14 protein-coding genes are annotated in these 13,562 nt (G+C 69.7%); 10 read left to right on the top strand and 4 right to left on the bottom strand.

Annotation, left to right across the window (positions count from 1 at the left end):
* Positions 1-58 precede the first annotated feature (58 nt).
* Genes H5411_RS03730 through hsaB form a run of 5 tightly spaced genes read left to right on the top strand, consistent with a single transcriptional unit; the run spans position 59 to position 5,166 of the window.
* A complete protein-coding gene (locus tag H5411_RS03730; protein WP_183122957.1) occupies positions 59-1,645 on the top strand; it encodes an FAD-binding protein in 1,587 nt (528 codons plus the stop codon).
* A gap of 32 nt (positions 1,646-1,677) precedes the next feature.
* Positions 1,678-2,847: a 3-hydroxy-9,10-secoandrosta-1,3,5(10)-triene-9,17-dione monooxygenase oxygenase subunit gene (hsaA, locus tag H5411_RS03725; protein ID WP_101434747.1), complete on the top strand. Its 1,170-nt coding sequence runs from the start codon at positions 1,678-1,680 to the stop codon at positions 2,845-2,847.
* Positions 2,847-3,692 carry a 4,5:9,10-diseco-3-hydroxy-5,9,17-trioxoandrosta-1(10),2-diene-4-oate hydrolase gene (gene hsaD / locus H5411_RS03720; RefSeq protein ID WP_183122956.1) on the top strand — a complete coding sequence of 282 codons (846 nt, stop codon included), beginning with the start codon at positions 2,847-2,849 and terminating at the stop codon, positions 3,690-3,692. Before hsaA ends, hsaD begins: the two co-directional genes overlap by 1 nt.
* On the top strand, positions 3,692-4,591 hold the full coding sequence (gene hsaC, locus H5411_RS03715; RefSeq protein ID WP_183122955.1) for an iron-dependent extradiol dioxygenase HsaC: 900 nt from the start codon (positions 3,692-3,694) through the stop codon (positions 4,589-4,591). The genes hsaD and hsaC overlap by 1 nt, the downstream gene beginning before the upstream one ends.
* Positions 4,588-5,166, top strand: a complete 579-nt coding sequence (gene hsaB / locus H5411_RS03710) for a 3-hydroxy-9,10-secoandrosta-1,3,5(10)-triene-9,17-dione monooxygenase reductase subunit (RefSeq protein WP_183122954.1) — start codon at positions 4,588-4,590, stop codon at positions 5,164-5,166. Before hsaC ends, hsaB begins: the two co-directional genes overlap by 4 nt.
* Positions 5,167-5,184: 18 nt before the next feature.
* On the opposite strand, the gene H5411_RS03705 is transcribed toward hsaB, so the two are convergent.
* Positions 5,185-5,439, bottom strand: a complete 255-nt coding sequence (locus tag H5411_RS03705; RefSeq protein WP_009075408.1) for a Smr/MutS family protein — start codon at positions 5,437-5,439, stop codon at positions 5,185-5,187.
* Between the two features lie 79 nt (positions 5,440-5,518).
* Between H5411_RS03705 and H5411_RS03700 the strand changes: the two genes are divergently transcribed.
* Positions 5,519-6,112 (top strand): PadR family transcriptional regulator, encoded by a 594-nt coding sequence (locus H5411_RS03700; protein WP_312877489.1) that lies wholly within the window; start codon positions 5,519-5,521, stop codon positions 6,110-6,112.
* Positions 6,109-7,287, top strand: a complete 1,179-nt coding sequence (locus H5411_RS03695; RefSeq protein ID WP_220816459.1) for an FAD-dependent oxidoreductase — start codon at positions 6,109-6,111, stop codon at positions 7,285-7,287. Before H5411_RS03700 ends, H5411_RS03695 begins: the two co-directional genes overlap by 4 nt.
* Here H5411_RS03695 and H5411_RS03690 read toward each other — a convergent pair.
* From H5411_RS03690 to H5411_RS03680, 3 genes are all read right to left on the bottom strand, one after another.
* The gene (locus H5411_RS03690) at positions 7,284-8,333 is read right to left on the bottom strand and encodes an MBL fold metallo-hydrolase (protein WP_183122951.1); all 1,050 of its coding nucleotides are present in this window, start codon (positions 8,331-8,333) and stop codon (positions 7,284-7,286) included. The two genes, H5411_RS03695 and H5411_RS03690, sit on opposite strands and share 4 nt — an antisense overlap.
* Positions 8,334-8,343: 10 nt before the next feature.
* Positions 8,344-9,378: a fatty acid desaturase family protein gene (locus H5411_RS03685; protein ID WP_183122950.1), complete on the bottom strand. Its 1,035-nt coding sequence runs from the start codon at positions 9,376-9,378 to the stop codon at positions 8,344-8,346.
* 239 nt (positions 9,379-9,617) lie between these two features.
* The gene (locus tag H5411_RS03680) at positions 9,618-10,499 is read right to left on the bottom strand and encodes an NAD(P)-dependent oxidoreductase (RefSeq protein WP_183122949.1); all 882 of its coding nucleotides are present in this window, start codon (positions 10,497-10,499) and stop codon (positions 9,618-9,620) included.
* A gap of 218 nt (positions 10,500-10,717) precedes the next feature.
* Between H5411_RS03680 and H5411_RS03675 the strand changes: the two genes are divergently transcribed.
* The 3 genes from H5411_RS03675 to H5411_RS03665 are packed head-to-tail and all read left to right on the top strand — an operon-like array spanning position 10,718 to position 13,550.
* Entirely contained in the window at positions 10,718-10,915 is a 198-nt protein-coding gene (locus tag H5411_RS03675) for a hypothetical protein (protein WP_183122948.1), read from the top strand.
* Positions 10,916-10,917: 2 nt separating this feature from the next.
* Positions 10,918-12,351, top strand: coding sequence for a sodium:solute symporter family protein (locus H5411_RS03670; protein WP_183122947.1), 1,434 nt, complete (start codon positions 10,918-10,920; stop codon positions 12,349-12,351).
* The gene (locus tag H5411_RS03665) at positions 12,348-13,550 is read left to right on the top strand and encodes a metal-dependent hydrolase family protein (protein WP_183122946.1); all 1,203 of its coding nucleotides are present in this window, start codon (positions 12,348-12,350) and stop codon (positions 13,548-13,550) included. Before H5411_RS03670 ends, H5411_RS03665 begins: the two co-directional genes overlap by 4 nt.
* Positions 13,551-13,562 lie beyond the last annotated feature (12 nt).

Genomic DNA, 13,562 nt, shown 5'->3' with positions numbered 1-13,562 from the left:
TCGGGGCCACTTCCGTCACCATAGACGAGAACGTGTTCCAGTTCTAGGGTGGCGGGCTATGGACGAGTTCGGGGCGGACGTCGTGATCATCGGAGCCGGCGCGGCCGGCGTGTGCGCGGCCATCGAGGCGGCCGACGCGGGCGCCAGCGTGCTCCTAGTGGACCGGTTTTCCGGCGGCGGGGCCAGCCGGGTGAGCGGCGGCGTGGTCTACGCCGGGGGAGGGACGCCGCAGCAGCGCGCCGCGGGCGTCGACGACAGCGTGGACGCGATGTACGCGTACCTGCGGATGGAAACCGGCGACGTCGTGTCGGAACGGACGTTGCGGCGGTTCTGCGAGGAAAGCGCCGACATGGTGGCGTGGCTCGAGCGGCAAGGCGTGCCGTTCGAGGGCAGCATGTGCGACTACAAGACGTCGTATCCCAGCAACAAGCATTACCTCTACTACTCCGGCAGCGAACTGTCCGGCGGCTTCCGCGACGTGGCGAAACCCGCGCCGCGCGGACACCGGGTCAAGGGGCCGGGCACCTCCGGGAAGCTGCTGATGAAGCAGTTGCTGGCGACGGCCCGCCGACGCGGGGTGCGGGTGCTGCCGCAGACGCAGGCGATGAACCTGATCACCGATGATTCGGGCACTGTCACGGGGGTGCTGACACGCACTTTGCGGGACGCGCCTCCGTGGGTGCGGGCGCGGCACGCGCGGCTCGCGGATTGGGCGGCGAAGCCGGGTATCTACGTGCCCGCGATGCGTCGATCGCTGCACCAGCGGGTCGAGCGGATCGAGCGCAAGCACGCGCGTGAGCTGCGGATTGTCGCGCGGCGCGGCGTCGTGCTGGCCGCGGGCGGGTTCATCGTGAACCGGGCGATGGTGCGCGAGCACGCGCCCGCGTATCGCGGCGGGCTGGATCTCGGGACTTCCGCCGACGACGGGTCCGGCATCCGGATGGGCGTGGAGGCCGGCGGGCGCACGGCGGAGCTGGACCGGGTGTCGGCGTGGCGGTTCCTCACGCCGCCGTCGGCGTTCCTCGGCGGCCTGCTGGTGGGCGCGGACGGGCGTCGGATCATCGACGAATCCCGGTACGGCGCGGCGATCGGCGAACGCATGATCGCCGAGCACGGCGGACGCGGCTGGCTGCTGGTCGACGAGCCGATCGTCGCCGAGGCCCGGCGGGACGGGCGGAAACAAGGCCAATGGTTCGCGACGCTGCAGCTGCGATATCTGCTCGGCAAGGGCCGGGTGACCGGCGGGACGATCGAAGAAGTCGCCACGCGTGCCGGGATCGACCCGGCCGGGTTGGCGGCGACGTACGCCGAGTACCAGCGCGGTCCGGATCCGGCGGGCAAACCGGCGGACTTCGCGCGCCCGCTGGAGACGCCGCCGTACTCGCTGATCGACGTGTCGGTGAAACCCAATCTCGGCTACCCGTGCCCGATGCTGACGCTGGGCGGCCTGGTGGTCGACGAGGACACCGGCGCGGTCGCCGGCGTGCGTGGTCTCTACGCGGCCGGGCGCACCGCAGTAGGAATCTGTTCCAGGTCGTATGTCAGCGGTCTCTCGCTGGCTGACTGCGTGTTTTCCGGCCGCCGGGCGGGGTTGCACGGGGCGCGCGGGACGGACCGCGTCGACAAAAACGAGAACGTGTTCTAGTCTTGAGCGTGTCGAGCGAGAGAGGACGGCCGATGAGCGAGCTGGCTGCCGTGATCGCGGGGGTGCGCGACCTCCTTCCCGTGCTGCGGGAACGCGCACAGGAGACCGAGGACGCCCGTCGGATCCCCGCCGAATCAGTGAAAGCGCTGCAGGAGACCGGATTTTTCCGCCTGCTGCAACCGAAACCGTACGGCGGCCTCGAAGCCGACCCGGTCACCTTCTACACCGCGGTCAAGCTCATCGCGAGCGCCTGCGGGTCCACCGGCTGGGTCGCGTCGATTCTCGGCGTGCACCCGTGGCACGTCGCGTTGTTCGACGCGCAAGCCCAGGCGGACGTGTGGGGCGAGGACCACGACGTGCGGATTTCTTCGTCGTACGCGCCGATGGGCAAGGCGACCGTCGTCGAGGGCGGTTACCGGCTGTCCGGGCGATGGAGCTTCTCGTCCGGAAGCGACCACTGCACGTGGGCACTGCTGGGCGGGCCGGCGTTCGCCGACGGCAAACCGGTGGACTTCTGCACGTATCTCGTGCCGATCTCGGACTACTCCATTGTGGACGTCTGGGACACGGTCGGGCTGCGCGGCACCGGGTCCAACGACATCGTCGTCGAGGACGTTTTCGTGCCGCAGCACCGCGCGCTGAGCTTCATGGCGACGTCGAAATGCAAGACCCCGGGCCAGGAAGTCAACCCCGGCCCGCTGTACCGGCTCCCGTACGGTTCCGTGCACCCGAGCACTATCACCGCGCCGATCATCGGGATGGCTCAGGGCGCGTACGACGCGCACGTGGAGCACCAGGGCAAACGGGTGCGGGCGGCGTACGCGGGCGAACAGTCCAAAGAGGACCCGTTCGCGAAGGTGCGGATCGCCGAGGCGGGCAGCGAGATCGACGCGGCCTGGCTGCAGCTGACGCACAACATCGACGAGCTGTACCAGCTGGCCTGCAAGGGCGAGAAGCTGCCGTTCAGCACGCGGTTGCGGGTGCGCCGGGACCAGGTGCGCGGCACCGAGCGGGCGATTTCCGCGATCGACCGGCTTTTCGAGAACTCCGGCGGCCGCGCGCTGCAGCGGGGCACGCCGATCCAACGGTTCTGGCGCGACGCGCACGCGGGCCGGGTGCACGCGGCGAACGACGCGGAGCGCGCGTACGTCATGTTCGGCACCGGCGAGTTCGGCTTGCCCGTCGAGAATGCGATGGTCTGATGGCACCCGAAGGTTCCTATGTAGACACTGCGGGCGGGCTTCGCCTGCACTACCACGAGTCCGGCGCGGAAAACGCCGAGACGGTGCTGTTGCTGCACGGCGGCGGCCCCGGTGCCTCGGCGTGGAGCAATTTCGGCCGGAATCTGCCGGTGTTCGGGAAGTCCTATAGGACGCTGGCGATCGACCAGCCCGGGTTCGGCCGGTCCGACAAGCCGACTGAGCACCCGCAGTACTTCCGGCACAGTGCGAACGCGGTCGTCGGCCTGATGGACCGGCTCGGCATCGAGCGGGCGCATCTCGTCGGCAACTCGCTCGGCGCGGGCGCGTCGGTCCGGCTCGCGCTGAACCATCCCGATCGTGCGGGACGGCTGGTGCTGATGGGCGCGGGCGGGTTGAGCGTCAACCTGTTCGCCCCGGACCCGACCGAAGGCGTGCGGCTGCTGTCCCGGTTCGCCGCGGATCCGACCCGGGAGCGGATGGAAGCGTTCCTCCGGATCATGGTGCACGACCAGGCGCTGGTCACCGACGAGCTGATCGACGAACGTTTCGAGATCGCGCGTTCGCCCGAGTCGCTCGCGGCGATGCGGGCGATGGGCAAGTCGTTCGCCCTGCCGGATTCCTTCGAGGAAGGCATGTTGTGGCGCGAGGCTTACCGCCTGCGGCAACGGGTCCTGCTCGTCTGGGGTCGGGAGGACCGGGTCAACCCGCTCGACGGCGCGCTGCTGGCGCTGAAGACGATTCCGTGTGCGCAACTGCACGTGTTCGGCGGCTGCGGCCACTGGGCGCAGCTGGAGAAGTTCGACGAGTTCAACCGACTCGCCCTCGACTTCCTCGGGAGTTCGTGATGGCTATCCGTTCGCTGGGATATCTGCGCATCGAAGCCACGGACATGGACGCCTGGCGCGTCTATGGGCTGAAGGTGCTCGGCATGGTGGAGGGTTCGGGCGCCGACCCGAACGCGCTCTACCTGCGCATGGACGATTTCCCGGCGCGATTGGTGATCGTGCTGGGGGAGAAGGACCGCCTGGCGCAAGCGGGCTGGGAGGCGGCCAACGCCGCGGAACTGGACGACGTCCGCACCCGGCTCGACGCGGCTTCGGTGCCGTACAAGGAAGGCACGCCCGAAGAGCTGGCTGACCGCCGCGTCGCGGAGATGATCAGCTTCACCGATCCGTCGGGCAACACCCTGGAGGTGTTCCACGGGGTCGCGCTGCAGCACCGGCGCGTGGTGAGCCCGTACGGCCACCGGTTCGTCACCGGCGAGCAGGGCCTCGGCCACGTGGTTTTGTCGACCCACGACGACGCGGCGGCGCTGGCGTTCTACCGGGACGTGCTGGGCTTCCGTCTGCGCGACTCGATGCGCCTCCCGCCGCAGATGGTGGGCCGCCCGGCCGACGGCGATCCGGCGTGGCTGCGGTTCTTCGGCTGCAACCCTCGGCACCACAGCCTGGCGTTCCTGCCGATGCCGACGCCGAGCGGGATCGTCCACCTGATGGTGGAGGTCGAGGAGACCGACGATGTCGGGCTGTGCCTGGACCGCGCGAAGCGCAGGAACGTCCCGATGTCGGCGACGCTGGGCCGGCACGTGAACGACCTGATGCTGTCGTTCTACATGAAGACCCCGGGCGGCTTCGACGTCGAGTTCGGCTGCGAGGGCCGTCAGGTCGAGGACGAGGCGTGGATCGCTCGCGAGAGCACCGCGGTTTCGTTGTGGGGCCACGATTTCTCCGTGGGCGCGCAATGACCGCCGCCGTCCCGGAGGTCGTGCCGGACCGGTTTCGCGAGGTGCTGGGGCACTTCTGCACCGGGGTGACGGTGGTGACCGGCTACGTCGAGGGCTCCGCTTCCTTGGCCGGTCCCGCCACGCCCACCGGACCGGTCGGTTTCGCCTGCCAGTCCTTCGCGGCGTTGTCGCTGGACCCGCCGCTGGTGCTGTTCTGCGTCGCCCGGACCTCGCGCACCTGGCCCGCGCTGGCCGCGGCGGGCGCCTTCGCGGTGAACGTGCTCGCCGAAGACCAGCAAGCGGTCTGCGCCGAGTTCGGCCGCCGGGGCGGCGACAAGTTCTCCGGAGTGTCCTGGCGGCCCGCCCCGTCGGGCGCGCCGCTGCTGGACGGAGTCCTGACCTGGGTGGACTGCGAGGTGCAGGCCGTCCACCCGGCCGGGGACCACTACGTGGTGGTCGGGCGCGTGACCGCGCTGGGCGAGACGTCCGACGCCCGCCCGCTGCTGTTCCACCGCGGCCGCTACACCGTCACCGAACCGGTGCCGGACGCGCTCACCGCGCTGATGCCCTGGCCCCGCCCGGACGACTGGCTCTGACGCCTTCGCTCGCGAGGTTTACTTCCAGCGGAAGTGCACGAACACCCGCCCGAAGTTGTCTTTGTCCTTTTCGACGCGGTGGTAGAGCGCCTTCACGTCCTTGCGCTCCAGGAACCGCAGGACGTGCTTCTTCAGTTGCCCGGACCCCTTGCCCGGGATGATCTCCACGAGCGGCGCCTTCTTCGCGACCGCCTCGTCGATGACCGCGCGCAATGCCCGGTCGATCTCCCCGCCGCGGTTGTAGATGTCGTGAAGATCGAGCTTGAGCTTCATAGCTCCTTCCTACCGCACAAACTGATAGTCGACATCGACTACTCTTGTGCGTATAGTCGATCCTGACTAAGGAGCTGTGGTGAAGCGACGCGTGGTGGGAAATCCGCTCGGGCTGGCCGTGCTGGCGGGCTTGCTCGAGGAGCCGATGCATCCGTACGAGATGGCGCGGCGGTTCGTGGAGTACGGCAAGGAGCGGGATTTCAAGTACACCCGCAGCTCGCTGTACATGGTGGTCGGGCAGCTGGAGAAGGCCGGGTTCATCGCGGCGCAGGAGACCCTGCGCGATTCGGCGCGGCCGGAGCGGACGGTCTACGCCATCACGCCGACCGGCCGGCTCGAGCTGTTCGACTGGATGCGCGAACTCGTCGCCGAACCGGCCACCGAATATCCGCTGTTCGGCGCGGCGTTGTCGCTGTTCGTGGTGCTGCCCGCGGACGAGGTGCACGAGTTGCTCCTGCAGCGGCTCGCCGCGCTGACCGCGATCGCCGACGAGATCCGCGCGACGATCGACGCCGGGCGGGAGCAGGGGCTCGCCTGGTGGTTCCTGGTCGAGGAGGACTACCGGCTCACGAAGGTCGAGGCGGAGCGCGGCTTCGTCGAACGCCTCGCCGAGTCGGTTGCCGGGGAGGACTACCGGCAGGCGTGGGAAACCTATTTCAAGGGGAGAACATGAAGGTACTAGTGATCGGCGGCGGCATCGCCGGCGCGACCACCGCGATGGCGTTGCGGCGAGCGGGAATCGAAGCGACCGTTTACGAGGCTTATCCCAAGGCGGCGGACGGAGTCGGCACCGCTCTGACGCTGTCTCCCAACGGCCGCAACGCTTTGCGGCAGATCGACGCCGACGACGCGGTGGCCGCGGTCGGCATCGAGGTGCCCGGAATGGTGATGCAGAACCACAGAGGCCGCGTGGTCGGCAGATTCGACGGGCTGCCGGAACTGCCGTCGAGCCTGCTGCTGCGCCGGGACCGGCTGTACCGCGTGCTGATGGACGAAGCGCGGGGCCGGGGAATCACGGTCGAATTCGGCAAACGGCTGAAGTCCGTCGAGAACAAAGCGGACCAGGTGATCGCGCACTTCGCCGACGGTACTTCGGCCGCTGGCGACATCATGGTCGGTGCGGACGGCATCCGGTCGGCTGTCCGGTCCGCTTTGGACCCGGCGGCGCCCGCTCCGCGCTACACCGGATTGCTCGGCCTTGGTGGCTGGATCCGCAATCCTGGTCTGCCGGTCACCGGGAACTACCAGCATTTCGCCTTCGGCAAGCGCGCGTTCTTCGGCTACTTCATCGACGCCGACGAGATTCTCTGGTTCAGCAACGTTCCCGCGGCCGACCCAGCCGAGGCGAAGACCGCGTCGCCGGAGCACTGGCTCGCGGTGCTCCGGGAACGGCACGCCGACGACATCCCGGCGCGCGACATCATCGCCCTGCTGAAGCCGGAAGACGTTGCCCAGCCGGGAATCCTGGAGGACATCCCGACGGTGCGGACCTGGCACCGCGGCCGGGTCGTGCTGGTCGGCGACGCCGCGCATCCGACGTCGCCGAGTTCCGGGCAGGGAGCGTCGCAGGCGGTCGAGAGTTCTCTCGAGCTGGCTCGCGCGCTGCGCGACAACCCGGACGTGGCAACGGCTTTCGCCCAGTACGAGGCGGCCCGGCGGGAGCGGGTCGAGCGGATCATCGCGCGGGCGGCGAAAATCAACAACGACAAGGCCGCGGGTCCGGTGGCGCGGATTGTGCGCGACCTGCTGATGCCGGTGATGATGAAGACGGTGATGAGCCCGGAGAAGATGTTCGGGGACCTGCATCGGCACCGGATCGAGTTCGCGCCTTCGCGCGCCGCGGTCTAGCCGAGGGTCTGCCACCAGCCGTCGACCGGAGGGGGAGCGGACGCGTCGATCCGTTCCCCGGGTTTCGGGATCGCGAGCGGGAGGTCGTTGGCCTTCGCCTCCCGCCACACCCGGTCCGCGGGGTCCGACCAGGAGTGCATGGCGAGCGTGAACGTCGCCCAGTGCACCGGGATCAGCAGGCCGCCGCGCACGTCCAGGTGGGCGGCGACCCCTTCCTCCGGCGTCATGTGGATGTCCGGCCAGTGCGGGGCGTACGCGCCGACCTGGATCAGCGTCGCGTCGAACGGGCCGTGCTGCTCGCCGATCTCGGCGAAACCGGGGAAGTACCCGGTGTCGCCGCTGTAGTAGACGCGATGCTCCGGACCGGCGATCACCCACGACGCCCACAGGGTGCTGTCGTTCGCGAGGCCGCGGCCGGAGAAATGCTGCGCGGGCGTGGCGACGAACCGGATCCCGGCCACCACGGCGGCCTCGTGCCAGTCGAGTTCGATGATCCGCGCGGCCGGGACGTGCCACCGTTCGAGGTGCGCGCCGACGCCGAGCGGGACGAGGAACGGTGCGTCGGTCAGCGCAATCAGCGCCTGGACGGTGGGCAGGTCCAGGTGGTCGTAGTGGTCGTGGGAGATCACGATCGCGTGCAGCCTGCCCAGTTCGCGCAGCGAAACCGGGGGAGCGTGCAGCCGTCGCGGCCCGGCGAACGCGGCGGGCGAAACCCGGTCGCCCCATACCGGATCGCAGAGCACGCGGGCGCCGTCGATCTCCACCAGTGTGGACGCGTGTCCGTACCAGGTAAGGAAAAGGCCGTCGGCGGAGGAGGCGGCGGGCGAGGAGACCAGCGGGACCGCACCGCCCGGACGGCGGCGGGCGCGGTCTTCGCCGAACAGGAATTCGCGCACGAGCGCACCGGGGGAGGAGGGCGTCGCGCGAGTCGTGGCGGCGTTGCGGAACACGCCGCCGGCGAACTGCGGGGACTGGCGCATCCGCTCCGCACGAGCTCCGGTGGCCCTCGCGCCGAAGGCCACCGGAGTCAATGCTGCGAACGTCATGCCACCGAGTCTACGAAGCGTTCCTGAGAGGGGCCCCAGCTTCGTGCAGGTGCCGCAGCGTCTGCCGGTACGACGACACCAGGCCGGTCCGCAGGTAGGGAATGCCGATCTCGGCGCAGTACGCCTCCACCATCGGCTGGGCCCGCCGCAGATGCACCGACGGCATGCTCGGGAACAGGTGGTGCTCGATCTGGTGGTTGAGGCCGCCGAGCAGGACGTCGACCGCCGGTCCGCCCGCGACGTTCCGGGAGGTGAGCACCTGCTTGCGGAGGAAGTCCAGGTCCGTCTTGCCGGTCAGCGTCGGCATGCCCTTGTGGTTCGGCGCGAAGATCGAACCCATGTAGACGCCCCACAGCCCCTGGTGGACGGCGAAGAACAGCAGCGCGAGGCCCGGCGGGAGGACGATGAAGAGCGCGGCGAGGTAGACCGCGAAGTGGGTGAACAGCAAAGCCGCTTCGATCCCGCGGCGGCGCAGTCCGGGGCGCGCGACCGCGCGGACGCCGGACCAGTGCAGGTTGAGGCCTTCGAGGGTGAGCAGCGGGAAGAACAGCACCGCCTGGTGCCGGCCGATGAACCGGGGCACGCCGCGCGCCTCGCGAGCCTGCCGCTGGGACCAGACCAGGACGTCCGGGTCGACGTCCGGGTCCAGCTCCTCGTGGTTCGGGTTGGCGTGGTGCCGGGTGTGCTTGTCCATCCACCACCCGTAGCTCATCCCGATGCCGAGGTTGCCGGCCAGCCGCCCGGCGATCTCGGCGGGACGGCGCGTGCGGAACACCTGCCGGTGCGCCAGGTCGTGCGAAAGCAGGGCGATCTGCCCGAACAGGAACGCCTGGAACGCGGCGACGGCGAGCTGCCACCATGAGTCGCCGAGCAGCGCGAACGCGACCCAGCCTCCCGCGAACAGCACGGTGACGAGCGCGATTCGAGCGGTGTAGTAGCCGGGGCGGCGGTCGAGCAGACCGGCGTCGGTGATCCGGCGGCAGAGCCGGGCGAAGTCGCTTCCCGGCCGTGGGGGCGAGGGGAGGACGAGCTTTTCGGTGGTCACCCGGGCGAGTATTGCGGCGCGGCGCCCCGGCGGGAAACCTGCAGACCCGACGGATCGTCCTGGGGTTGCCCCTACCCCGTGCTTGTGCGTTCCCGAAGCGGTGCTGCTCAAGCGGGTCGCGAGGCGCGGGCGCCGGTACCGGCGGCGGCTCCCGGGATCGCCGGGTTACTCCGGATGCCGGTGAAATTTCCGTCATTCGGCGGTCTGCCGCCCGTCGCCCCGGCGTTCCCGCCGGCCGCTCACTGCCGCTCGCCGCCGGAGCGTCGCCGGGTGACCTCGGCGATGCTCGCCCAGTCGAGGTCCGCGCCGACCTCCTCGACCGCGGTGGCGAACACGTCCCGCAGAACCGGTCCGGTGGGCAGCTCGACGCCAAGCCCGCTCGCGGAGTCCAGCGCGAGCTTCAGGTCCTTCAACCCCAGCGTGGCGGTGAATCCCGGCGGAGTGTAGGCGCTGTCGGCGATAGCGTCCCCGTAGCCGCGGTAGACCGGGCCGGGAAAGACGGAATCGTTGATCATGTCGATGAACCGCCCGGCGTCCAGTCCGGCGTGCTCCAGCAGGGTGATCGACTCGGACAGCGCCTGCAGCGCGTGGATGATCAGGTAGTTCACCGAGATCTTCGCCGTCGGCGCGGCGTCCGCGGCGTCGCCGAAGTCCCAGACCCGCCGTCCGATCGCGGCGAGCATCGGCTCCGCCTCGGCACGGACGTCCGCGTCGCCGGAGACCAGCACGGTCAGCTTCCCGGCGGTCACGGCTTCCGGGCGGCCGACCACCGGAGCACTGAGGTAGCGGCCGCCCCGCGCGGCGAACTCGCGGGCCGCCTCCGGGCTGATGGTCGCGTGGTTGACATGGACAAAGCCCTCCGGCGCGGAGCGGATCCGCTCGGCGGTGAAGACCTGCCGCACCGCCTCTTCGTCGCTCAGCATGGAAAAGACGGTCCCGGTGGCGATCGCGTCCTCAGGCGTGTCGCCCACGGTCGCGCCGCGTGCGGCCAGCGCGTCCGCCTTGCCTGAGCTGCGGGTCCACACGGTGAGGTCGTAGCCCGCGTCGAGCAGGCGACCGGCCATGGCAGTGCCCATCCTCCCGAGTCCGATGAAACCCACTCGGCGCGATGGTGCGGACATGATCATCCCTCCGTAACGGGGTCTGTGTTGGATGGCGCCGACTCCGTCGGCGCGGGCGGGATCGCCTTCAAGCCGGCGTCTCGACGAAGCTGCGCACCCGGCCGGGGCCGGTCACACCGCTCCGTCCAGACGTCGACGCGATCCCGCGTTGGGGGTTGGGTGCGGCACCAGTATCAAACTAACCTGCCGACCGGCGTTGCTTCTGGCAGCGTGTTCCCATGCGTAGCTACTACCTCCCCCCAGCCGTCCCCGTAGCCGCTCTCGTCCTGATGCCGTTCCTCCCCTTCGTCAACTCCTCCGGACTGTGGCTCGGCTTGCCGAAGATGATGGTCTGGGGCGCGTTCTGGTGTCTCATGTTCACCCCGGCCCTGCTGCTGTCCGAACGGCTCATGGCCCGCGGCGGCGAGGAGGATTGACGATGATCCTCGCGTTCACTCTCGCCGGCATCGTGCTCATCGGCGTGCTCGGCTTCGTCGGCCGCCGCCGTCCCGCCGCGGATCTCGCGGAATGGACTGTCGGCGGCCGGAAGTTCGGCGCGCTGACCATGTGGTTCCTGCAAGCCGGCGAGGTCTTCACGACCTTCACCTTCCTCGGCATGGCCGGGCTGGCGTTCTCCGGCGGCGTGGCCGCGATGTACGCGCTGCCGTACGTGCCGATCGCCTACGTGGTCCTGTTTTTCCTCGCCAAGCGGATCTGGCGGATGGGCAAGGAGCGCGGCTACCTGACCCAGGGCGATTTCCTCGAGGACCGGTACTCGAGCCGCGCGCTCGGCACGCTGTCGGCGATCCTCGGCGTCGTGTTCGTGCTGCCGTACCTGCAGCTGCAGATCACCGGGCTCGGGCTGATCGTCCGGCTCGTGACCGGCGACCGCGCGTCCGGCACGCTCAGCATGATCGCGGGCAGCGTCCTGGTGGTCGCGTTCGTGCTGTGGGCCGGGCTGCGCGGTGTCGCGGCGACGTCGTACTTCAAGGACGCGATCATGCTCGTCGTCCTGGTGGTGCTGATCATCGCGGTGCCCGCGCATTTCGCTGGCGGCGTGTCCGGCGTGTTCCACAAGATCGACCAGCTGCATCCGGAGAAGCTGTTCGTGCACGCCGGGGCCAACGACCACACGTGGTTCATCACGAGCATGCTGGTCAGCGCGATCGGCGTCGGCCTGATGACGCTGCCGCACACGTGGCCCGCGCTGATGTCCGCGCGGGATCCGAAGGTGCTGCGCCGCAACTACACCTGGATGCCGGTGTACGAGCTGTGCCTGCTGCTGCCGATGATCATCGGGTTCGCGGCGATCCTGGTGGTGCCCAAGGGAAGCGACCCGAACGGCGTCTTGCTGACGTTGAGCAAGGACGCGCTGCCGGGCTGGGTCACCGGGCTCGTGGTCGTCGCCGCGACGGCCACCGCGATGGTGCCCGCGGCGGGCATCCTGATCGGCATTTCCTCTTTGGTGGCACGAAACATCGCCCGCGTGCGCAGCGAACGCACCCAGTTCTGGATCAACCACGGGACGGTCGTGCTGGCCAGCGCGCTCGCCCTGGTGCTCGGCATCTTCCGGCCGGATCTGCTGGCGAACCTGCTGCTGCTCACCTATTCCGGGTCGGTGCAGCTGGCCCCGGCGAACCTGCTGGGCTTCCTGAAGAAGGTCCCGGTCGGCAAGGCCCCGGTGTTCGCCGGACTGCTCGCGGGCGAGGTCGTCGTGATCTGGCTGACCTTCGTGGACACCAAGCTCGTCGGCACGGTGAACGTCGGGCTCGTCGGGCTGGCGGTCAACGTGGTCGTGCTCGCGATCGCGGCAGCCATCGAACGGGCCGTGACCCGGTCCGGAGACGTTGTGCGGACAGGAGAACCGGTATGACGCGGACCCTTTTCACCGGCGGCACGGTGTTCGACGGGACGGGCAGCGCGCCCGCGCCGGCGGACGTCGCGGTCGAGGACGGCCGGATCGTCGCGGTCGGGACCGGCCTCGACGGCGATCGCGCGGTGGACTGCGCCGGTGCGACGCTGCTGCCCGGGATGTTCGACTGCCACGTGCACGTCACGGTGTCCGACCTCGGGTTGCTGCAGCGCGTGCAGAAGCCGTTCTCCTACCAGTTCTACGAGGCGGCCCGGAATCTGTGGACGACGCTGAAACTCGGCATCACCACGGTGCGCGACGCCGCCGGGGCCGACCTCGGGATCAAACAGGCGGTCGCGGACGGACTGATTCCCGGGCCCCGCCTGGAAATCGCGATCGGCCTGATCAGCCCGACGGGCGGGCACGGCGACGGGTGGATGCCGTCCGGGCATTGCGTTCCGCTGTCGCTCCCGCACCCTGGCCGTCCGAGTGCGCTCGCCGACGGTCCCGACGAGATGCGCCGGGTCGCGCGCACCCTGTTGCGGGCCGGTGCCGACGTCCTGAAGGTCTGCACCACCGGCGGCGTGTTGTCTCCCCGCGACGATCCGCGGCATTCGCAGTTCACGCCTGAGGAATTGGACGTCCTGGTCGCCGAAGCGACGATGCAGGGCCGCGCGGTGATGGCCCACGCACAGGGCGCGGAGGGGGTCAAGAACGCCGTCCGCGCCGGGATCCGGTCGATCGAACACGGCATCTACCTCGACGACGAGGCGATCGACCTGATGCTGGCGCACGGCACCTGGCTCGTTCCGACGCTGGTGGCCCCGGTGAACGTCATCCGCGCGGCGGCCGCGGGTGCCGCGCTGCCGGACGCGGTGGTGCAGAAGGCGAAAGAGGTCGCCGAGGTGCATCTGGAGTCGGTGCGCCGGGCCGCCGCGGCCGGCGTCCGGATCGCGATGGGCACCGACAGCGGCGTCGGTCCGCACGGGACGAACCTCGAAGAGCTGGAACTGATGCACTCGGCCGGGATGAGCCGGGCGGACGTGCTGGTCGCCACCACGTCGTCGGCCGCTCGGCTGCTGGGCATGGACGCCGAACTGGGCCGCTTGGCTCCGGGGTACCGAGCGGACCTCGTGGTTGTTTCGGGTGATGTGTACGATTTCCCGGCTTTGGCGGGGAACGTTCGGGAAGTGTGGCAGGACGGAGTGCGCGCGGTTTAGGGGCGGGTTGTC

It is taken from the genome of Amycolatopsis echigonensis, assembly GCF_014174495.1.
GTDB lineage: Bacteria > Actinomycetota > Actinomycetes > Mycobacteriales > Pseudonocardiaceae > Amycolatopsis > Amycolatopsis echigonensis.
Note: the sequence above shows the minus strand (reverse complement) of the source record. Positions and strands in the feature narration are given on the sequence as shown.

Coding starts and splice junctions, on each gene's coding strand:
- H5411_RS03670 (WP_183122947.1), top strand. CDS start 10,918: ATGATCCTCGCGTTCACTCTCGCCGGCATCGTGCTCATCGGCGTGCTC.
- H5411_RS03675 (WP_183122948.1), top strand. CDS start 10,718: ATGCGTAGCTACTACCTCCCCCCAGCCGTCCCCGTAGCCGCTCTCGTC.
- hsaC (WP_183122955.1), top strand. CDS start 3,692: ATGGCTATCCGTTCGCTGGGATATCTGCGCATCGAAGCCACGGACATG.
- H5411_RS03695 (WP_220816459.1), top strand. CDS start 6,109: ATGAAGGTACTAGTGATCGGCGGCGGCATCGCCGGCGCGACCACCGCG.
- hsaD (WP_183122956.1), top strand. CDS start 2,847: ATGGCACCCGAAGGTTCCTATGTAGACACTGCGGGCGGGCTTCGCCTG.
- H5411_RS03680 (WP_183122949.1), bottom strand. CDS start 10,499: ATGTCCGCACCATCGCGCCGAGTGGGTTTCATCGGACTCGGGAGGATG.
- hsaA (WP_101434747.1), top strand. CDS start 1,678: ATGAGCGAGCTGGCTGCCGTGATCGCGGGGGTGCGCGACCTCCTTCCC.
- H5411_RS03730 (WP_183122957.1), top strand. CDS start 59: ATGGACGAGTTCGGGGCGGACGTCGTGATCATCGGAGCCGGCGCGGCC.
- H5411_RS03665 (WP_183122946.1), top strand. CDS start 12,348: ATGACGCGGACCCTTTTCACCGGCGGCACGGTGTTCGACGGGACGGGC.
- H5411_RS03690 (WP_183122951.1), bottom strand. CDS start 8,333: ATGACGTTCGCAGCATTGACTCCGGTGGCCTTCGGCGCGAGGGCCACC.
- hsaB (WP_183122954.1), top strand. CDS start 4,588: ATGACCGCCGCCGTCCCGGAGGTCGTGCCGGACCGGTTTCGCGAGGTG.
- H5411_RS03705 (WP_009075408.1), bottom strand. CDS start 5,439: ATGAAGCTCAAGCTCGATCTTCACGACATCTACAACCGCGGCGGGGAG.